A 21445-nucleotide genomic window follows, 5' to 3' on the forward strand; every position below is an offset into this window, starting at 1 on the left:
TGAAATTTTTCATTCCGATCATATCTCCATTCACCTTGTTGTGGAGCCGAAAGTTTTATGTCATTTAATGAAATGGTTTCAAAATAAGTCTTTTCCTTCTTTTCACATGAAAAAAAGAATATGAATATTGATAAGAAAAAGGTTTTAAAAATGAAATTAAATTTTCCCAGGCTCATAAAAGAATAATAATTTCTTATTCGCGCCATCGAATTCCGACCACGAATTGCAGTCGATTTCAAAACCAGCAACACCGCAAGTCGGAAAATGAAAAATATCGTCAGAAATAGAATTTGCAAAGTTAGAAATCCCATTATTATGTGAGAAAATTGCTACGGAATCATGATCGTTATCCAAGTCATAAATTACAGATTCAAAATTTCTTTCCGATGGATTATACAGTTTTTCATCAGTCATAATTTTGATCTGATAAGCTTGATTGAAAATTTTACACGTATTCAGAGCACGGACTGCCGGGCTCGATACCAGATAATCTATCGAAATTTTATTTGATTTTAAAAATCTGGACATATTCATAGCATCTTCTAACCCTTTGTCTGCCAGAGGTCTGTCAAAATCCTCTGTTTCTTCCGGCCAGTCGCTTTTTGCATGTCTTACAAGGATGAGTTTCTTCATAATTTCGTTTTTGGAAGATTAAAATTATAAAAAAAATAATGGAATGAAACATGATTTATAAAAAAAACTACGTGATGAATAAAATCATTAAAATTTACTAAATTTGCAAACTTATGGGACAGATCCTTGCAATAGACTATGGAAAGGCTCGCTGCGGTATTGCAGCGACAGATGACATGCAGATCATTGCGAGTGGTCTAGACACTGTACAAACTCCGGTTTTAATGGAATTTTTAAAAAAATATTTCACCGAAAACAGAGTAAATGACATCGTTGTAGGGCTTCCTACAGATTTAAAAGGAAATATTTCCGAGATAGAAACTGATATTCTAAAATTTATAGAAAATTTTAAAAAAGAATTTTCAGACATACCCGTTCATCGTTTAGATGAAAGATTTACGTCCAAAATGGCTTCGTTTTTTATTTCTCAAAGTGGGAAAAGCAAAAAACAGAGACAGGAAAAAGGATTAATAGATAAAGTAAGTGCAACCATCATATTGCAGAATTTTTTAGAACAAAGAACAAGATGATTTTACCGATAAGAGCCTTTGGGGATCCTGTTTTGAGAAAAGTAGGCAAAGATATAGACAAGAATTATCCCGAATTACAAGAATTGATAGAAAACATGTTCGATACAATGAACAGTGCAAATGGCATAGGATTGGCTGCACCGCAGATTGGTCTGGATATCCGTTTATTTATCATAGACGTTTCTCCATTAGCTGATGATGATGATTATGAGGGTATTAAGGATGAATTGGTAAACTTTAAGAAAATTTTCATCAATGCTAAAATTCTTGAAGAATCCGGCGAAGAATGGAAATTTAATGAAGGATGTCTTTCAATTCCTGACGTAAGAGAGGACGTTAAGAGAAAAAGCAATATCCTTATAGAATATTATGACGAAAATTTCGTTAAGCATACGGAAACTTTTTCCGATATTAGAGCCCGCGTAATTCAACATGAATATGATCATATTGAAGGAACGCTGTTTACCGATCATTTAAGCTCTTTGAAGAAGAAATTGGTGAAAGGTAAATTGACAAAGATTTCTCAGGGTGATGTAAGTATCAGCTATAAAATGAGATTTCCAAAATAGGTAGAGAATAATTAAGTAAAAAAATAATAAACTGCAAAAAGCTGCAACGCTGAGCTTGTTGAAGCGTAAAAGCCGATTGCTACATTTAAAAAAAATAAAATTATGCTGTTAGAAAAAATAATTTCAATCTCTGGAAAACCAGGACTTTACAAATTAGTTTCTCAATTAAGAAACGGTTTTATTATTGAAGATGTTACTACAAAAAAGAAAGTAAGCATTGGAAACTCTAGTCAAGTAAGTTTACTTGATAATATTGCGATGTTTACATTTGATAAGGAAGTTCCTTTGTTTGAAGTATTTGAAAATATTGCTAAAAACCAAGATTATAAAGAAACGATTTCTCACAAATCTACTGATGCTGAATTGAAGGATTTCATGGGTGAGTCTCTTCCAAACTACGATACAGAAAGAGTTTATGCTTCTGATATCAAGAAATTGGCTCAATGGTACAACATTTTACACAAAGCAGGATACATCACTCCTGAAAGTTTTGTAAAAGCTGAACCTGAAACTTTAGATCCAGTAACAGGTGAAGTAACTTTAACAGATAAAGAAGCTCCTAAAAAAGCAGCTCCAAAGGCTGACAAACCTGCAGCACCAAAAGCAAAAGCGTCTTCTGGAGCAAAAGCAGCTACAAAAAGTACACACAGAAAAATGGGATAGTCTATCTATCTTAATTTTTAAATATAAAGCCTTGTTGAGATTTTCTTGACAAGGTTTTTTGTTTTAAGAAAATAGAACTTAACTTTATACAAAAATTAATTTCTATTTATTTTTCAATGAAATATTTTGCAATTATACTTTTGCTTTCTTATCAATTTTTATTTTGTCAGAATAATGATATTGAACTTCGGATACTTAATGATTCGATTAGAAACCTCTCTGCAACTGAATATAATAATGTTTATTATAGTCTTACGAATAACTCAAACCATTACTATTACTTGGTTTTAGATAATTCGGGATTTAATTCGGGAGAAAATAATGTAGTTGATGCACCATATATCGGTCTTTTAGACTATCGAATTTTTGAAAAAGATACTTTAATGCAAGCTGTTTACGGTAGCTATGATTCTACAATACTTCCAAATTTTAGAACTTTAATTTCAGAAAAGGATAGTAGAACTTTTAAGAAAAAATTTAGATATAATAGAAGTAATAATCTTGCTGATATAAATACTTCTTACTGGATTGCAAAGAATACTTTTTTATTAGCTCCCAAAAGTAGCAAAAAATTTTTTACAAAAGTTCTTTTCCCTCATTATTATGCTCCTTCAGATAATGGAACAATAGTGTATGATCTTAAAGATAATGGTAAATATTATTTTCAAATATTCTTACAAGCTCCAAAAGATATAATAGATGAATTTTTCATGATACCTGATAACAACTATAAGGATGCTAAGATTTTTAGAGGAATAATTTACTCAAATAAAGTACCTTTACTATACAATGTTGATGAAAAAGATCTTTCACAAAAATAAAAATTAATGAATACCAAACAGGAAAAACTAGAAGCTTTCGGAAGATTGTTGGATATTATGGATGATCTGCGCGAAAAATGTCCGTGGGATCAGAAGCAAACGTTAGAATCTCTTCGTCATTTGACTTTGGAAGAAACTTACGAGCTTTCAGATGCTATTTTGCAGGGCGATTTGCAGGAGATTAAGAAAGAATTGGGTGATGTGCTGCTTCATCTTGTTTTCTATTCGAAAATAGGGTCTGAAAAAGAAAGCTTCGATATTGCTGATGTGATTAATTCTTTAAATGAAAAGCTGATCTTCCGCCATCCTCATATTTACGGAGATGTAGAAGTAAAAGATGAAGAAGAAGTGAAACAGAATTGGGAAAAATTAAAATTAAAAGAAGGTAATAAATCTATTCTTGGCGGAGTTCCGAAAAGTTTGCCGAGCTTGGTAAAAGCGTACAGAATTCAGGACAAGGTAAAAGGAATCGGTTTTGAATTTCACGATGCTGAAGATGCATGGAAAAAAGTAGATGAAGAAATTCAGGAATTTCATGCTGAAACAGATCTTAATAAAAAAGAATTGGAATTGGGCGATGTGTTTTTCTCGTTAATCAATTATGCGAGAATTTCAGGAATTAATCCAGATTCAGCATTGGAAAGAACCAATTTGAAATTTATCTCAAGATTTCAAAAAATGGAAACTATAGCTTTAGACAAAAATTTAAAGCTTGAAGACATGTCTCTGGAAGAAATGGACGTTCTGTGGGAAGAAGCTAAACTATTAAATAAAAACTAATGAAAATGTATATGTTTTGTGCGATAAGTTCGCTTTTGCTTGTTGGTTGCAATCCGAAAAACCAAACCGATCAGCCGAAAGAAGATACTTTAAAAATAGAATTTTCTTTACCTAAAAAATTAAAGGAAGTTTCCGGAATTGCTTTGTCTCAGGATAAAAAAACGATCTGGGCAATAGAAGATCAGGGGAATAAAAATGTTGTTTACGGATTAGATACTCAGGGTAACTTGGTTGTCGATGTATTGGTTGAAAATGCGGAAAACAATGACTGGGAAGATATTACAAAAGATTCTCAAGGTAATATTTACATCGGAAATTTTGGAAATAATGATAATAACAGACAAAATCTTTCTATCTTAAAATTAGATTTAAAAGATGCTTCTCAAAAAACGGCAACGGCTGTTCAGACTACAAATTTTCATTATGAAGGACAAACAGAATTTCCACCAAAAAAATCAAATTGGTTATATGATTGTGAAGCTTTCGTAGAAATGGACGGAAATTTTTATCTGTTCACAAAAAATAGGAGCAAAGGGTTTGACGGCACTTTCTTAGTTTTCCAGGTTCCTAATAAAGAAGGTGATTTTGAAGCGAAATTGATAGGGAAATTGAAGCTTCAAGGAGGTTACAATGATGCTGCGATTACTTCAGCTACAATTAATAGTACAAAAGATAAGATTGTATTATTGACCCATAAAAATATTCATGTACTTTCAGGATTTACGGTGAATAATTTTAATTCAGCTAAAATTCAGAAAATACCTTTAAACCATAATTCTCAAAAAGAAGCAATTGTTTTTGTTGATGATAAAACATTACTGATCGCTGATGAAAAGGATAAAAAAACAGGAGGGAATGTTTATAAATTCTCTTTTTAAATTTGTAAAAGCTATTTTTGCCATTATTTTTAACCAATTATGAAAAAAATCTTTTATTTATTATTTGCTTTAAGTGTAATGTCTTGTGGTAGCGATGACGATATTGTTTCGGAAAATCAGCAACAAACAGCAGACTTATCACCTGAAAAAGCGCTTGTACATTATATGGAGTTCCCTAAAATAGTACCACTTAGTCCATCATATTATACATTTAATTATGAGAATGACAGATTGATAAAAATGAATGGTAAAATGGAACAAAATGGTTTTTTTTCACCAGATGCCTATCGTACTTTGTCGTACAATAATAATAAGGTAGAATTAAAATATTCAGATAATTCTTACACAACTCTAGTTTATACAATGGAAAATGGTAAGCCCAAAAAGTCAGAATTGTATATAGATAATGAGTTGGTGACTTCAAAAAGCTATACTTATGAAAGTAATAAAGTCATGGTATATGAAGATACATATAATAAGAATAAGGAAGTTTTTATAACTTATCTTTTTGACTCAAATCAAAACTTAATTAAAAGTGAGAAATTAGAAAAGGCTGGGGGTGTTGATAAGACATTAACGACGACAAACTACTCAAATTTTGATCAAGCAAAAAATCCATTTAAGAAATTATCTCTAATAAATGATAATCTTTATGAGAAAAGTTTATCTATCAATAATTATAGGAAGGTTGAAGGAACCGTTTATCAATTTTATAATCCAAATCAGTTTCCTCCTGGATCTTTTAATTCGCAATGGACTTACCAATATGACAACAACGGGCAAGTTTTGTTATATCATTCTTTATAAAAACAAAAAATCCGCAGAAATTATCTGCGGATTTTTTTATTATTTGTCAAGGAAATTAAAACGTCATTCCCACACCTCCGGAAATTCTTCCGCCATCCGAACCATAGAAATAATTCAGCCTTGCGGAGAACATTTCTACAACGCTGATCCAGAATCCAACTCCGGCAGATTGATGCCATCTGTTTGAATATTCGTTATCATTCCAAACTCGTCCAATGTCGTAACCAACCAAGACTCCCATATTAGCAGGGATGATTGTATTTCTTATTCTACCAAAATCCCAACGGATCTCTGAATTGTTAGTAAAATAAGATCTTCCTGAGAATCTGTCGTTTCTGAAAGCTCTCATTCCATTACTTCCACCGATGGCTGCAGCTTGGTAGAATTCAAAATTATTATTGTTGATCCACATTACGTTACTAGAATTGGCAAAGACAAAAATTCCTCTCTTATCAAGTCTGTGATCGATTGCTAAAGTTCCTGTTAATGTTAAAAAGTTTTTATCAAAATTTGAAAGATTGGTTTTCCAATCGGCATTTATCAAGAATTCTAACCCTAAAGTTGGGAAAGCATTATTATCTAAATTTTTAAAACTAAAAGTATAGTTTGCGCCCGCAAATTGCTGACTTGTAAAAACTTCAGGTCTTACATCAGGCGACTGATCTACAAAACGGTCATTATTTTTCTGCACTTTATTATTCTCAAAAGTAAGCTGAAATTTATTCTCCAAATTCATCCAGCTTTTCTTAGAAATTGACGGCGCAAAATTGATTTTTGAAATTCTCGCTCTGTTATATTCTCTCTCTACATTTTCTTTATCATATTCATTTTCATTAGACAAACCGAAGAAGTTTTCTGAAAATCTTGGAGTTGTAAATGAAGCATCCAAATTAAAATCCCAATCAGAAATTGCTTTCTTGAAAATTCCTTTATAGACTAAATTAAATCCACCCGTTGCAGTATAGAAATTAGCTTTCAAACTGTGTTTCTGAGTATAAGGATCGCGTATGAAATTATTGACTGTATAATTCGCCAAAACACCGATGATTAAACCGTCATCAGGGTTGTAATCAGCATTCGGATAACCTGCTACAAAATTATATTTAGGGTGTTTATAATTGTAAGTATTAACATCATAATCATCAGAAATATGTTTAGTTCCTGAACCTGTATAGGTGTTTTTCTGAGATTTAAAATCATAGATTTTCACTTTACTTCCATTGGCAACATTATAAACATCGTGGTTGTAACCTCCAATCAGTCTAATGTTTATTTTTGGTCTTCCGTCTCCCGAAACTTCATAGATATCATCATCTTCCAAACCGTAGATCCAAAGTTCTTTTGTTTTAGAATCATTATAAGTTTTTTCGAATACCAACTCTGGATTTTCTTTGTTTTTGTCTAATTTATATTGCTTTACTTCAACAGAATTTCCGGTTTTAGTAATCACAAATTTATCGGGATTCACGGTTCCTGCTAACGGAACTTTTTCCTGTAAAACATCAAAATATCTGGCTGCGTAATCCTGTAATTTGGTTTTTCTTAATTTTAATTTTCGTTGAATATCAGCAATCGTTTCATCTTTTACTTCTTTCGGAATATTATTGAAAGCTTCATCAATATCTTTATCAGTCAGATGTTCCTGGATGTATTTTGCCTGTGCGATCCATTCTTCCTCGGTAGAACCTTTTAAAAAGACCAAATCTAATGGATAAGGCTCCATATTCATCCATTTTACATTTTTAATATCATCTTTAAATGTTTTCATGTGACGAATTGCAGGAACATTCATGATGATTTTGAAAGCAGCTCCGTCATATTTACTGAACGCCTGATCTCTGTCTCTCGCGATCGGTTTGTAAATCACTTTGTCTCCATCCTGATATTCTGCCCATTTCCATTGGTCGGAATGTCTGTCCCAATCACCGATCAGCATGTCAAAAATTCTCGCTCTGATGTAAGATTCCTGATCTACCGAATATTTATAATTTTTCGTAAAATTCTTCAAAACATCATCCGTCGAAAGAATGTCTTTTGCATTATCAAGTGACTGTAAAGTTTTTGGATCTGATGAAAAACGTTCTTCAATCATATACATTTCGTCTCCGTAATTGATGTTAAATTCACCTAAACCTTGTTGTTTGGGAATATAAAATAATCTTGGGTTGCTATGAAAAATATTAATCTTATCTGCCATATTTCCAACAGAAAATGGCGTAAAAGGGTGATTGGTAGTATAAAAATCCAGCAAGAATTTTTCCGGAAAAGTATTGTTTAATTCATTTCCGAAAGTACTTTTCTTAAAAGCCATATTGTTCAGGAAACGAACGGCACTTTTCTTAACACCTCTCATTACAAATTCCTGTCCATCTTTAGCTTTTAATCTCAAACTATTGGATTGGTTTCCGCCGCCTTCTCTAAAAGGCGTGTAACCTCCATCCAGTTCAGAAATATTGGCTGTTTGAGCTTCAATTGGCATTCCGTAATAATTTCTGTAATGCTTACCCCAAAGCCAAGTGTAAAATTTTCCTTTTTTGGTTAATTTCTTAGGATAAATTGTAGATGAAACAGTAGCCGGAAAAGAAGTAGGATAATTGTTTACAAACACATCAGGTTTTGAAACAACCGAAATATGACTAAGCTTTTGAAATTTATTATCTTTTGTTGAAAAAAATTCTACATCAGAACTTTGATTCTTTCTTAGGTTTAAAACAGCAAAACCATTTCCTCCATATGAAAAATCACTTTTTTCAGCAATTGTTGCAGGATCTGTCTTTGATCCGGCTCCGCTGATGATTTGTCTGATATTTCTCTGCTCGTGATATTGCAAATTATGATCGTGTCCGGAAACAAAGATCACATTTTCTTTTTCCTGAACAATACTTTTCAATCTGTTAGCAAGATCTGCATAATGTTGATTATTAATATCTTCTAAACTTGCACCTGACGAACTCCTCAACACATTAACCAAACTTGCCACTCCGGGAACCGGAACTTTACCTTTTAAAGGATAAAGATGAGATTTCGGAGAAGTGTAGCCTGCATGAGTTCCGCTACTGATTACCGGATGATGAAGGGCAACAATTATTCTTTTGTCCTGATTTTTATTAACTAAATCTTTAAATTCAGTGAAAAGATCTTCGCGGGTTTTGATGTTGCAATTTTTATTGATTCCCGGATATTTGTCCCAATTGACCAACGCCCATTCTGTATCAATTACAATTAGTTTAATGTCTTTGGTAAGGTTGATATCATCAATCGGGCAGGAGTTTTTGGGTAAAAAAGATTTTTTATCGTTTAAATATGATTTAGCGAAATCTTCCTGAGCTTGTAATCCTTCCAAACCATGATACCAATCGTGATTTCCGGGGATAACTAATGTTTTTCCTTTGAAATTTTTTGTGATCGCAAGCTGATTTTCCAGCTTTTGTTTTGCCAGAGCATAATCTTTATCAGATTCTTTCGGCATTCCTGACGGATAAATATTATCACCCAGGAAAATCAACATTGATTTTTCGTCTGCAGAATCTAATTTATTTTTAAGCAGATTCAGGGTGTTCTGAGCTTGGATTTCGTCTGCATTACCTGCATCACCGATTAAGAATATTTTAAAGTCATTTTCAGATTTTATATCAGAATTTTTAACTTCAAATAAGTTTTTACCTTTTTTTACGTTATATGTTGCGCACGAATAGACAAGTCCTGCGAACAATAATAGTCTGAGGATAATCGGAATTTTTTTTAGATGATTTTTCAAGGATAAATTCATAAATTTACAATAACAAAAATTCAGGAATGAGCATTTTACACAAAGCCAAAGATTATGTTGAAATCTTATTCAAAGATAAGTTATCTTCGGTATATTTTTATCATAATTTTATTCATACCACATATACGGTAAACAAAGCTGAAGAAATTATGAAAAATACACCTGTATCCAATGAGGATCAGGAAAAAGTATTGTTAGCGCTTTGGTTTCATGATACGGGCTACATTGAGTGCGCTCAGAATCATGAAGAAAAAGGAGTAGAGATCCTGAAAAATTTTCTACAAAAAGAAAATTATCCGGAAAATTATATTGAAGATGTTTCTAAGTTGATTTTAGCGACTAAAATTACGTATGAACCTCAAAATCTTTTAGAAAAAATAGCTAAAGATGCGGATTGTAGCCATTTCGCAAGCCATGATTATAATGATATTTCTGATTCTTTGAGAAAAGAGTGGGAGTTGACCAACGTAAGATGTTTTTCAAACGACGAATGGAATGAGGGAAATCTGGATATGCTTAAAAATAAGCACCAGTATTATACCGATTATGCCAAAGAAAACTGGAACCCTTTGAAAAAGAAAAACATCAAAAAAATCGAGAAGAAATTAGAAAAAGAAGAAGATAAAAAAGATAATTCCGACAGCAAAAAAGAACCTAAAGAGCCAAAAGAACAAAAGCCGGACAGAAGTGTTGATACCTTGTTTAGAGTAACATTGAATAACCACACGAGATTAAGTGATATTGCCGACAGCAAAGCGAATATTTTACTTTCTGTAAACGCGATCATTATTTCGGTTTGTCTTTCTGTTTTGGTTCCAAAATTGGATACTCCGAAAAACTCGCATCTTATTATTCCGAGTTTTGTTTTGCTTTTATCGAGTGTTTTGACGATCATTTTTGCTATTTTATCTACAAAACCGAACGTTACCAAAACCAATTTTACGAACCAAGATATTGCTGATAGAAAAGTAAACCTTTTATTCTTCGGAAATTTCCATCAGATGTTGTTTGGAGACTTTCACAATGCGATGAAAGATTTGATCCAAGACAGAGACTACATTTACGATTCTATGGTTAAGGATTTGTATTATTTGGGGAAAGTTTTAGACAGAAAATATAAGCTTTTATCGATCACGTATCAGATTTTTATGGCCGGAATTATTATTTCCGTTCTGTCTTTTGCGTATGCTTTTCTTTCGTTATAATTTTTAATTTAAGCTAAAAAAATGATTGTAAGACAGCGCACGAATTGGCTGAAAATGTTGTTCATATGGAAAGGTTCTGTATTGAAGAAAATTATTGTTCAGCTTGTTCTTATTACGTTGTTTTCTTTCGCGGTTTACCTTTTTAAAGGAAAAATTTACGATTATAAAGTTCATCTTAATCCTACAATTTTTACGTTGATAGGTTTGGCTTTAGCTATTTTTATGGGATTCTGTAATTCTGCAAGCTATGACCGTTATTGGGAAGGCCGGAAACTTTGGGGATTGTTGGTTATTGAAACAAGGTCACTGACAAGACAGATTTTTTCATTAATTAATAATAATTCTCCCGAAGCTAAAGAAGAAAAACGAAAAATTGTAAAAATGATTTCGGCATTTTGCTGGTCACTAAATTATCAATTAAGAGATAAATCCGGCACTGAGAATCTTTCGCGATTGCTTTCTCCTGAACAGGTTAAACAATTGGAGGGGAAAAAATTCATTCCAAGTATTATTTTGGGGTTTATTGCGGATTGGCTGAGCGAGCAGAATAAAAAAGGAAATATCGATACGATTGTTTTGACTTCATTGGATCATCAGTTGAACCAATTTTCTAATATTTCCGGTGGTTGCGAGAGAATTTACAATACTCCTTTGCCTTTTGCTTACAGTGTTTTACTGCACAGAACCGTTTATTTATACTGTTTTTGGCTGCCTTTTGGATTGGTCGACAGCCTTGGCTGGATGATGCCTTTGATCGTTCTGTTGATCAGTTATACTTTTATTGCTTTAGATGCTATTATTCAGGAGATTGCAGAACCATTTGGTGAAGAAGAAAATGATCTTGCTTTGAACAGTATCTGCCGAACGATTGAATTTTCCATTTTCGAACAGGCAGAAATTCCACAAGGTGAATTGAAGAAACCGGATTCTTATTTTGTTGATTAAATTTGAACTAAAGAAATTCTCAACGCCAGTAATCCTGTAATTCCCTGCAAATCTTCAACCCTCAAAAACTCTACATCAGACTGAAGAATTCCTTTTTTCTGAAGTCTGGAAATATAATCCAGATATTCTTTTTGATTTTCCATTCCGAAATAGACGATTGTGATCTTTCCGGGACAGGTAATCCTTTCCGATGAATCTTTTATGTGGGCTTTATCAAGACGTTTTTTGATAATTTCATAGTACGAATTGTAGGCTCCGTCTACATCAAAACGCTTTTCATCCATTCGGAAACGGATGTCTATTTTTTCGTTATAAACAAAAATCAATGAAGCAATATCTAAAGAAATCGGCAGATCTTTTTTGAAACTTTGAAAATCCTGCTCCATTTTACAGACCGTTTTCAATTGCCAATATCTTAACTGATGAACAACTTTTGACGAATATTGAAGATCCGGAGCAATATTATGGCCTGTGAATAAATTATGCTCTATTCCGTCTGATTTAAATCTCTCATAATAATGTGGAAAGATCTGCTGAGCTTTGACCTGGCTTTCATCTAAAATATCCGCTAATTTTCGGTTGACCAAAGTGATAGAGTCGTCTAAGCTTTTTCGGTTGGCGTAAAACAAATCGTTTTGAGTAAAAACCTGTGTAAAATAATCTTTGATCTTTGTTTTAATTTCTCCACTTGACTGTACTTCCAGTTTTCCCTGCAAATAAGGGTGTATTTCTTCTCTTAATAATCTTTGGAGACGTTGTTCTGTATCTGCTTTTATTTCATTGTTTAATTCATTCTCAAATACATCCAAAGCCAATAAATATTTCTCGGAATCTGAATTAATTAATGAAAAAATTTCATGAAGACCATCAATCTGTTGATTAAGATCTTCAAGCATTAAATTAAAACGCTTTTCCGAAGACGAACGAATATCGGAAAAACCAAAAAGCGGCGTAAGATTTTTAAATGAAATCTGTTTTAAAGTGTATATTTTTTTACCCAAAGAAGCGTTGAAATATTTTTCCGCTTCATTTCTGAATTTCCATACAACACTGTCGTGAATGGAAGTATATTCTCGCTGAATAATGGCTTCGATCTGATAATTTTTTTCAAAACTGAATCGGTTGATTGAGAAAAGAATCATATCTGTAAAAAATGCAAGCTTTTTTAGCTTTAATCCGTTGAAACTATTGGCATGTGAAGATGTAAACTCCATAATCGCCACCAATTCATTATCTCTCATGATAGGAATTACCATGAAACTGTTGATATTATTATCCTTTAAAATATTGAAAGAAGCTATATTTTTTACTTCTTCATCCAACTTATCAACATTTGAAACAACAATTGCTTTAGAATTATGATTTAAATTATCAAACGTATTTTTCCTTGTTTCTTCATCAAAAGCATTAATCCAGAAATCTAAAATATGATTGGTAAAAACGTTTTCATAAATCGGAAGCTTTTCAAGGCTCTGATATTTTTTATTGAAAAGCATTAACCCAAAATTAAGTTCCGGAACATCAAAATAGGATTTGAATATTTCGGTTAAATTTTCATCGGGATTCAGATTTTCAGGATCGATCTGTATCATGCTTGATTTCAGATCTGACAGTGCAACCTCCGAGGTACAATCTACAAGGGAAATAATGGTAAAACCTTTTAATAACCAAGATTGTGACGGGAAATGTTTTTTCCAAAGTTTATAATCATCGATATTCTCTAAAAGCATTTCAATGACTTCATCTGATGGTAGGGTTGCCTTATCTGTAGGAAAAAGTTCAGTAAAATCAGAATTTACCGTAATTTTATAATGCTTCATGATTCCCAGTTTGTTGGGAATGTCATAATAAAACGGGAAGGTACTTTTTATATCTTTTTTGAAGTAACTCTGTAAAATTAGACAACAACAAAATACATAAAACTCATCGTCATCAATATTTCTAAGCTCTATTTCGAAATCTTTTCCGGCGTCTTTAAGTATATTTTTAAACCTTTCAGTATAATTAAAAGTAATATCCGAAAGTGGAATACTTGCCGCTTTTATCTCATTATTCGTTAAACCGGTTGGGAATAGATCGGCCAATAAAAGCCTGATGAGCTCTTCATGCTTGTCTAATAATGCAGTATCCTGAAAACCTTCTTTAAGTTCTTTAAAGTTTTTGGTTTTTTCAATTAAAGATTCAGCGTAGTTGACACGGTATTCTAATCTGTCGTTATATCGGATATGCTCAAGAACATCCAAATATTTTTTGAATGATATAAAAACCTGAAATGGAGCATCTTTTTTATAAAGATTTGACAAAAGCTGAAATTTAAAGTAAAGTTATGAAAAAAGCACAACTTGAAGGTTGTGCTTTTTATTTTTTATGTTGATTCTTACAATCCGAACTGCTTTGCAAACAGATCCGGGAAGACTCCTAACATAATAATTGAAGCGATAATGAAAACTGCAACAATATTATAAGTTAGGGTAACTTTTTCTGAAGTTTTAAATGTTGTTTCTTTAAAGAAGAACATGGCAACAATTAGTCTTAAGTAAAAAGCAATTGAAATAGCAGAGCCTAAAACGGCTACCAATACTAAGAAAGCTGCACCGTTCATTGCTTGAGAGAATAAAGCAAATTTACCCATGAAACCTGCTGTTAAAGGAACTCCGGCCATTGAAAGCAATGAGATTGCTGCAACCGTTGCCAATAAAGGCTCAGATTTTGCCAATCCTTTGAATGCTCCAAAAGAAGTTTCTCTTTTTAATTTTTCTACCCAGATCAAACACATAAATACTCCTACTGTAGATAACGAATATGCAAATAAATAGAATGCTAAGTTATACGTAGAAAGGCTCGTCATTCCGAAGAAAACCAAACCGATGTATCCTGCATGAGATACTGATGAATAGGCCAACATTCTCTTTGCATTGGTCTGTGCAAGACCCATTGCGTTCGCTAAGAATAAGGTGATGATTAAGAACACTCCAAATACATTGATCCAGTCATGAGTAACGCCAGCGAAACCAATTGTCATTAATCTGAATAACGCATAGAATCCTGAGATTTTCACAACACTTGCCATGAAAGCTGTGATCAATGATGGTGAACCTGAATAAACATCAGGACTCCACATGTGGAAAGGTGCTAATGCCACTTTAAATGCCATTGCACAAAGCATCAACAGAACTCCCAGAATAAACATTACATTTTTAGGATTCTGTGTTCCGAAATCATGAATTTTATATAAATCGAAAGTTCCTGTACTTCCATAAATAAACGCGATACCAAACAAGAGGAATCCTGTTGCAAATGCACCCATTAGGAAATATTTAATAGAAGCTTCGTTTGATCTCAGATCAGTTTTATTGGCACCTGCCATTACATATAAAGGAATGGAAAGAATTTCTACTCCTAAGAATAATGTCACTAAGTTTTGGAAACCGAAAAGGGTAATTCCTCCACAAAGAGCAAATAACATCAATGCATACAATTCTGACTGGTGGCTTCTGTGGTTGCTGAATGCAAAACCTCCCAAAAAGAATAATAATAAAGTAGTTACAATTGATATTTTTGTAAATAAGGCAGTATTTGCAGTATAGTCATACATGTGTCTGTACTTTTCGAAAAAAGCAAGTTCTGGCATGAAGCTTACATACAATGCGATGATTAATCCAAAAATCCCAATGTATCTTGCGAATTTTCCCTGTTCGAAAACTCCTGAAAATAACGCAACAATTGCCGTTAGGAAAACAATAATTAAAACACTCATAATATAGATTTGAGATTTGAGAACTGAGCATTAGAATAAAAATAGCTTCTAAATTTCATACTCTCTCTTAATTTTTTAATTTTTAAATCTTTTAATTTCTTAATTAGCCATAGCCGTGTAGATAAACTTCACTGAGCTACTTACCATTGTAATTACCGGTTGAGGAAAAATACCTAGTAAGATCACAAAAACTGCGATACTTGCCAATACAGAAAATTCTACTGCAGATAGATCTTTTGCTGTGCTTAATACGGCATCATTTCCTTCTCCGAACATTGCTTTTCCGTAGAATCTCAATAAGTAAACAGCACAAAGAATTACCGTAAGACCAGCGATTACTGCTGCTAATCCGTTAAAATCATATACAGATTTCAACAAGATAAATTCTCCGATGAATCCGTTGGTTAATGGAACTCCCATTGAACCTAATACAATGATCAAGAATAATACAGCAAACTTCGGCGCCACTTTCGCTAAACCTCCCATTTGTCTGATGTCTCTTGATTTAAATCTTTTATATAAAATATCACAACAGTAGAATAAACCTACCACGTTGATACCGTGAGCAAAAGTCTGTACTAAAGCTCCTTCAGCACCTTCGATTGTGAATGATCCTCTTAAAGTAACTACTGCGGAAGCAAAGATCCCTGCAACCATTAATCCAACGTGAGAGAAAGAAGAGTATGCAATGATTCTCTTCATATCTGTCTGGATGATTGCAATTAATGCTCCGTGAACAATTCCTACAATTGCAAGAATGATTACAATTTGTCCTGAAATTCCTGCAATTGGAATTGGAGTAATTGGTAATAAATAACGAAGAACTCCGTATACTGCCATCTTTAACATAATACCAGATAACAACATCGATCCTTGAGTAGGAGAGTAGGTATAAGTATCAGGCTGCCAAGTATGGAAAGGGAATACCGGTAATTTCACTGCGAAAGCAAAGAAAATAAACCAGAAGACCACAGTCTGCTGAGTTTCGTTTAATGTAGCATTATATAAATCTGTTAATGCAAATGATGCGGAATGATTGTAAACATAAATCAATCCTACCAACATGAATAAAGATCCAACGAATGTATAGACAAAGAATTTCGTAGTGAATTCCAATCTTTTATTTTCCTGTCCCCAAAGTCCGGCAATAAACCAAATTGGGATCAAAGTTACTTCCCAGAAAATGTAGAACAGTAAACCATCCAAAGAGGTGAAAACTCCTACCAATCCGAACTGCATAAGCAAGATCAAACCATAGAAAGAGTTTCTGTAACTCACATTTTCATTAAACGAAGATAAAATGATGATCGGCGTTAAGATGTTGGTCAATAATAAAAGCAGCAAGCTCATCCCGTCAATCCCGAAATGAAGAGAGCTTTTAATAAATTGTGACCAAGGATAATTGATCTCGTGCTGTAATACGCTGTCTACCGTTGGATTAAAATCGAAATCCGCTGCGATGTAAAACGTAATAAGCATTTGCACCAATGCAATTCCTAATGCCAAATATTTGCTGGATTTGTCTTTCCATGCAAAAACCAGTCCCGAACCTACTAGAGGTAATAGTAATAATGTTAATAATAAACCAGACATTATTGTAATATAAAGTTAACAATCAGTATAATTCCCACAGCTAAAGACATGATAAGGATATATGTCTCAACGTTTCCGTTTTGGATACGTTTCATAGATCTACCGCTGTCTTCAGCGCCTTCGCCCACAAAGTCAACGAAACGATCCAGTATTCCCTTATCAAACATCTTTCCTCCACGTCCTAATCCTTCAACAGTTTTTACAATTAATGCATTGTAAAGTTCGTCTACATATAGTTTTTTAGCAGAAAGCTTTTCCCATCCGGTGTAGTTCTCTTCAGCAAGAGCCATTTTCTTCTTATTTACATAAGTATTTTTCACAATAAACCAAACAGCGAAGAACATTAATACTGTTGCTCCAAGAAGGATCATTTCAGTATTAAAAGTAACTCCTGAAAGGGTATTTTCCATTTGTTTGAAACTTTCCTCAGTAAGAACAGGTTTCAGCCATTCCATTAGTTTAGCATAATGACCGTGTCCGATGAAGTGAGGAAGGTTAATTAATCCACCCAATACGGAAAGAATAGCCAAGACGATCAATGGTAATGTCATGCTTGTCGGGCTTTCGTGTAAATGGTGTTTCTGATCTTCTGTACCTCTGAACTCTCCGTGAAATGTCAAATAATACAGTCTGAACATATACGTTGCAGTGATTGCCGCTAAAATGAATAACATTACCCAGTAAATAGGGTTTTTAGCATAAGCAGCCACTAAAATTTCGTCTTTAGAAATCATCCCCGATAATAAAGGGAATCCTGAAATTGCCAATGTTCCGATAAGGAAGGTAGCGTGAGTAATAGGAATGTACTTTTTAAGACCTCCCATGAAACGCATATCCTGCTCGTTGCTCATTGCGTGAATTACAGAACCTGCTCCTAAGAATAATAATGCTTTGAAGAAAGCGTGCGTCATTACGTGGAACATTGCTGTTGTGTACGCTCCTAATCCTAAAGCAATGAACATGAATCCAAGTTGTGAAACTGTAGAATATGCCAATACTTTTTTGATGTCGTTTTGACGAAGAGCATAGAAACCGGCTAAAGCAGCGGTTAAGAATCCTATTAATAAGATTCCGTCCTGAACGGTTGGCGCTAACGTAAATAAGAAGTTTGATCTTACCACTAAATAAATACCAGCCGTAACCATCGTTGCCGCGTGGATCAATGCTGATACAGGCGTTGGTCCTGCCATCGCGTCCGGTAACCAAGTATATAAAGGAACCTGAGCCGATTTACCAGTTGCACCGATAAATAAACTCGCTGTAATAAAGATAATTACAGATCCGTCTAATTCAAATTTTCCAGCGTTTTGAGCTACTGTAAGGTAATCTACCGCATTAGTTTGAGAAGCGATCATAAAGATACCTATCAATAATGCTAAGTCACCAATTCTGTTCATGATAAAAGCTTTTCTTGCCGCTTTACCATATTCTTCGTTGGTATACCAGAACCCAATCAATAAATAAGAACACAGTCCTACACCTTCCCATCCGATGAATAAGATCAGGTAGTTGCTTCCCATTACTAATAATAACATTGAGAAGATAAATAGATTTAAATAAGTAAAAAACTTATAGAAACCTTTATCATGACTCATATATCCGATAGAGTACAGGTGAATCAAAGATCCGATTCCCGTGATGACCATAATCATCATTAATGATAATTGATCGATCTGGAAACCAAAATTGATTTGAATTCCATTTACTCTAAACCATTCAAAAGCTTTTACGATCACAGGCTGACTTTCAGAATCGAAATTCATGAAAAGGCTTACTGCGATACAGAAAGATCCGAAAACAGCAATCGTAGCCAAACTTCCAACAACTATCTTTGGAAGATTTTTCCCGAATAAACCGTTAATAAGAAAACCTAAAAGTGGTAAAAGTACTATTGCATACACTAAATTTTCCATTCTTATCCTCTTAATTTATTAAATATACTTACATCCACAGAACGGGTATTTCTATATAGCATAGCAATAATTGCCAAACCTACTGCTACTTCCGCAGCAGCCACCACCATAATGAAGAAAACTAAAAGTTGTCCGTCGCCATTCCCTTTGTAGGCTGAAAATGCAGCTAATAAAAGGTTTGTAGAATTCAGCATAAGCTCAACACAACCCAAAATAACAATAGCGTTTTTTCTCAACAATACTCCCAAAACTCCCAAACAGAACAATACTGAAGAAAGAATTATGAAATAATCTAGAGGGACGCTTTGTATAAATGTATTTACTTCTCCCATAATTTTATAAATCTTTTTTACCGATTAATACCGCACCTACAATACCTGCTAAAATAAGAATCGAGGCAAGCTCAAACGGCAAAACATATTCGTTAAACAAAAGTCTACCCAGATTTTTAGTAAGACCAACACCCTTGTCTACATTATCTGCAACAATATGATTGTCCTGTATTCCTCTGAATACGCCTAAAACTCCAATTAATAAAAGACCAGCCGTAAAAACACCAATAAATTTTAAAGTATTGCTCTTCTTACTTTCGTCTTCTTTATTAAGGTTAAGCATCATCAGTATATAAAGGAATAATACCATGATTGCTCCGGCATACACTATAATCTGAATAATTGCTAAGAACTGTGCATTCAAAAGAATGTACATTCCTGCAATGGAAAACATCGTGACAATTAATGACAAAATAGCATATAAAGGATTTCTTGCAAATACAAAATACACTGCACTAGCCACTGCTAAAAACGCCACCAAGAAAAATAAAAACTGATCCATTATTTTACCGCATTTTTTTGTTTCTCGGATTGTCTTGTAGTGATATCAATCCTTTCATTTATTTTTTCGACTAACTTTTCCTTTCCGTAGATGAAAGAACCTCTGTTGGTTTCTACGTCTACCAATCTGTCTGTAAGATAGATTGCAGATTTCGGACAAGCTTCTTCACACATACCGCAGAAAATACATCTTAGCATATTAATTTCATATACTGAAGCATATTTCTCTTCTCTGTAAAGGCCTTTTTCTTCTTTAGTTCTTTCAGCCGCAGTCATTGTAATTGCTTCTGCAGGGCATGCCACCGCACAAAGTCCACAAGCTGTACATCTTTCTCTGCCTTCCTCGTCTCTTTTCAAAACGTGCTGACCTCTCCAGATAGTAGTTCTCGGCTTCTGTACCTCAGGATACGAGTAAACTGCAGGAGCACCTTTCATAACGGTTCTTACAGCATGCTTAAATGTAATCCCCATACCTTTGAAAATCGCCGGAAGGTAGATTTTCTCAGCAAGGGTCATTTCTTTGTTAGAAACAACTTTTGATCTGTTAGTAAGTTTCATTTATTTTATTTTTTTTAGGCCGAATTTTTATTCAGCGTTAAAAATATATTCTTATCTATTTCTTAGTTTGCAAATGCTAAAATTACAGCACCTGTAATAATTAAGTTCACCAATGCCATTGGAATTAATGTTTTCCAACCCAGGTGCATTAATTGGTCATATCTAAATCTTGGAAGCGTCCATCTGATCCACATAAAGATCAAGATTCCGATTATCGTTTTAGATAAAAATGCTACGATACTCAAGATTCCTGCGATGTTCTCACCCCAGTGCTGAGTTACCCAATCAATTCCAGGATAGTTGTAACCTCCGAAGAAAAGAACAACCATAAATGCATTTGAAATAAACATGTTCACATATTCACCGAACATGTATAAACCTAATTTCATTGATGAGTATTCTGTAGAATATCCTGTTACCAATTCAGATTCACATTCAGGTAAATCGAAAGGGTGTCTGTTGGTTTCTGCCAAAGCAGCCACAAAGAATACAAGGAAGGCAACTGGTTGGTAGAAAATATTCCAGTTCATACCGGAAACCCAAGGAATAACTCCCCAAAGTTTTCCTGTAGTTTGGCTTTCAGTAATTACTTTTAGATCTAAACTTCCGGTCATCATAATGATAGAAAGTAAAGCTAATCCCATTGCCAATTCGTAAGAAATCATCTGAGACGAAGCACGGATGGCACCTAATAATGAATATTTGTTATTCGAAGCCCAACCTCCGATCATGATTCCGTAAACACCAATAGAAGCCATTCCGATGATGAAAAGTACACCAACATCAATGTTAGCAACTTGTAAATCAAAAGAAGTACCTCCAATATTTAAACTTTTACCCCAAGGAATAACCGCTCCTGTGATTAATGAAATAAACATTACCAAAGCCGGTCCTAATACAAATAGGAATCTCTCTGCATTGGCAGGTGTAAAGTCTTCTTTAAAGAAAAACTTTCCACCATCTGCAAGAGGCTGTAGTAATCCGAAAGGTCCGGCTCTGTTGGGACCAATTCTGTCTTGCATAATAGAAGCAACTTTTCTTTCTGCCCAAGTAGAGTAGGCTGCTATCGTTAATGATAACAAGAAAAGCGCAAGTACAAGTATAAGTTTAAATGTAAGTAAATCCATTTTTATTTTTATAGATGTTAGATATTAGAAGTTAGAAATTAGATTCAATCTGTTTCTGAAATCT

General features: G+C 33.7%; 19 protein-coding genes. 9 read left to right on the top strand and 10 right to left on the bottom strand.

Translation table 11 applies throughout. The annotated features are described in order from the left end of the window. Positions 1-156 precede the first annotated feature (156 nt). Positions 157-633, bottom strand: coding sequence for a SixA phosphatase family protein (locus SB689_RS13945; protein WP_410692739.1), 477 nt, complete (start codon positions 631-633; stop codon positions 157-159). A 113-nt stretch (positions 634-746) separates the two neighbouring features. On the opposite strand from SB689_RS13945, the gene ruvX reads away from it, so the two are divergent. The 7 genes from ruvX (at position 747) to SB689_RS13980 (ending at position 5681) form a co-directional block, all read left to right on the top strand. Continuing rightward, positions 747-1163 carry a Holliday junction resolvase RuvX gene (ruvX, locus tag SB689_RS13950; protein ID WP_410692740.1) on the top strand — a complete coding sequence of 139 codons (417 nt, stop codon included), beginning with the start codon at positions 747-749 and terminating at the stop codon, positions 1161-1163. Beyond that, the gene (gene def, locus SB689_RS13955; protein WP_410692741.1) at positions 1160-1732 is read left to right on the top strand and encodes a peptide deformylase; all 573 of its coding nucleotides are present in this window, start codon (positions 1160-1162) and stop codon (positions 1730-1732) included. The genes ruvX and def overlap by 4 nt, the downstream gene beginning before the upstream one ends. A 102-nt stretch (positions 1733-1834) precedes the next feature. Further along, positions 1835-2395: a DUF5606 domain-containing protein gene (locus SB689_RS13960; protein ID WP_123982996.1), complete on the top strand. Its 561-nt coding sequence runs from the start codon at positions 1835-1837 to the stop codon at positions 2393-2395. A 116-nt stretch (positions 2396-2511) separates the two neighbouring features. Next, positions 2512-3216 (top strand): hypothetical protein, encoded by a 705-nt coding sequence (locus SB689_RS13965; protein ID WP_410692742.1) that lies wholly within the window; start codon positions 2512-2514, stop codon positions 3214-3216. A 6-nt stretch (positions 3217-3222) separates the two neighbouring features. Beyond that, positions 3223-3996 carry a nucleoside triphosphate pyrophosphohydrolase gene (gene mazG, locus SB689_RS13970; RefSeq protein WP_410692743.1) on the top strand — a complete coding sequence of 258 codons (774 nt, stop codon included), beginning with the start codon at positions 3223-3225 and terminating at the stop codon, positions 3994-3996. Beyond that, entirely contained in the window at positions 3996-4874 is an 879-nt protein-coding gene (locus SB689_RS13975; RefSeq protein WP_410692744.1) for a hypothetical protein, read from the top strand. Before mazG ends, SB689_RS13975 begins: the two co-directional genes overlap by 1 nt. A gap of 39 nt (positions 4875-4913) precedes the next feature. Next, positions 4914-5681, top strand: a complete 768-nt coding sequence (locus SB689_RS13980; protein WP_410692745.1) for a hypothetical protein — start codon at positions 4914-4916, stop codon at positions 5679-5681. 55 nt (positions 5682-5736) lie between these two features. Here the strand turns inward: SB689_RS13980 and SB689_RS13985 are convergent, their stop codons facing one another. Further along, positions 5737-9438 carry a metallophosphoesterase gene (locus SB689_RS13985; protein ID WP_410692746.1) on the bottom strand — a complete coding sequence of 1234 codons (3702 nt, stop codon included), beginning with the start codon at positions 9436-9438 and terminating at the stop codon, positions 5737-5739. 38 nt (positions 9439-9476) lie between these two features. On the opposite strand from SB689_RS13985, the gene SB689_RS13990 reads away from it, so the two are divergent. Both SB689_RS13990 and SB689_RS13995 read left to right on the top strand, forming a co-directional pair. Then, positions 9477-10655, top strand: coding sequence for a Pycsar system effector family protein (locus SB689_RS13990; protein WP_410692747.1), 1179 nt, complete (start codon positions 9477-9479; stop codon positions 10653-10655). 21 nt (positions 10656-10676) lie between these two features. Continuing rightward, positions 10677-11600: a bestrophin family protein gene (locus SB689_RS13995; protein ID WP_410692748.1), complete on the top strand. Its 924-nt coding sequence runs from the start codon at positions 10677-10679 to the stop codon at positions 11598-11600. Here SB689_RS13995 and SB689_RS14000 read toward each other — a convergent pair. From SB689_RS14000 to nuoH, 8 genes are all read right to left on the bottom strand, one after another. After that, positions 11597-13903 carry a GAF domain-containing protein gene (locus tag SB689_RS14000; RefSeq protein ID WP_410692749.1) on the bottom strand — a complete coding sequence of 769 codons (2307 nt, stop codon included), beginning with the start codon at positions 13901-13903 and terminating at the stop codon, positions 11597-11599. The two genes, SB689_RS13995 and SB689_RS14000, sit on opposite strands and share 4 nt — an antisense overlap. Before the next feature lie 74 nt (positions 13904-13977). After that, entirely contained in the window at positions 13978-15357 is a 1380-nt protein-coding gene (locus SB689_RS14005; RefSeq protein WP_410692750.1) for an NADH-quinone oxidoreductase subunit N, read from the bottom strand. Between the two features lie 99 nt (positions 15358-15456). Next, the gene (locus SB689_RS14010) at positions 15457-16950 is read right to left on the bottom strand and encodes a complex I subunit 4 family protein (protein ID WP_410692751.1); all 1494 of its coding nucleotides are present in this window, start codon (positions 16948-16950) and stop codon (positions 15457-15459) included. Beyond that, the gene (nuoL, locus tag SB689_RS14015) at positions 16950-18863 is read right to left on the bottom strand and encodes an NADH-quinone oxidoreductase subunit L (protein ID WP_410692752.1); all 1914 of its coding nucleotides are present in this window, start codon (positions 18861-18863) and stop codon (positions 16950-16952) included. Before nuoL ends, SB689_RS14010 begins: the two co-directional genes overlap by 1 nt. A 2-nt stretch (positions 18864-18865) precedes the next feature. After that, entirely contained in the window at positions 18866-19195 is a 330-nt protein-coding gene (gene nuoK / locus SB689_RS14020; RefSeq protein WP_054512965.1) for an NADH-quinone oxidoreductase subunit NuoK, read from the bottom strand. 4 nt (positions 19196-19199) lie between these two features. Continuing rightward, positions 19200-19697 carry an NADH-quinone oxidoreductase subunit J gene (locus SB689_RS14025; protein WP_410692753.1) on the bottom strand — a complete coding sequence of 166 codons (498 nt, stop codon included), beginning with the start codon at positions 19695-19697 and terminating at the stop codon, positions 19200-19202. Continuing rightward, positions 19697-20254, bottom strand: a complete 558-nt coding sequence (locus SB689_RS14030; protein WP_054512963.1) for a NuoI/complex I 23 kDa subunit family protein — start codon at positions 20252-20254, stop codon at positions 19697-19699. Before SB689_RS14030 ends, SB689_RS14025 begins: the two co-directional genes overlap by 1 nt. Positions 20255-20316: 62 nt before the next feature. After that, complete coding sequence (gene nuoH, locus SB689_RS14035; protein ID WP_410692754.1) at positions 20317-21381, bottom strand: NADH-quinone oxidoreductase subunit NuoH; 1065 nt, start codon at positions 21379-21381, stop codon at positions 20317-20319. Positions 21382-21445 lie beyond the last annotated feature (64 nt).

This window comes from Chryseobacterium sp. SIMBA_038 (assembly GCF_046535115.1).
Taxonomy (GTDB): Bacteria; Bacteroidota; Bacteroidia; order Flavobacteriales; family Weeksellaceae; genus Chryseobacterium.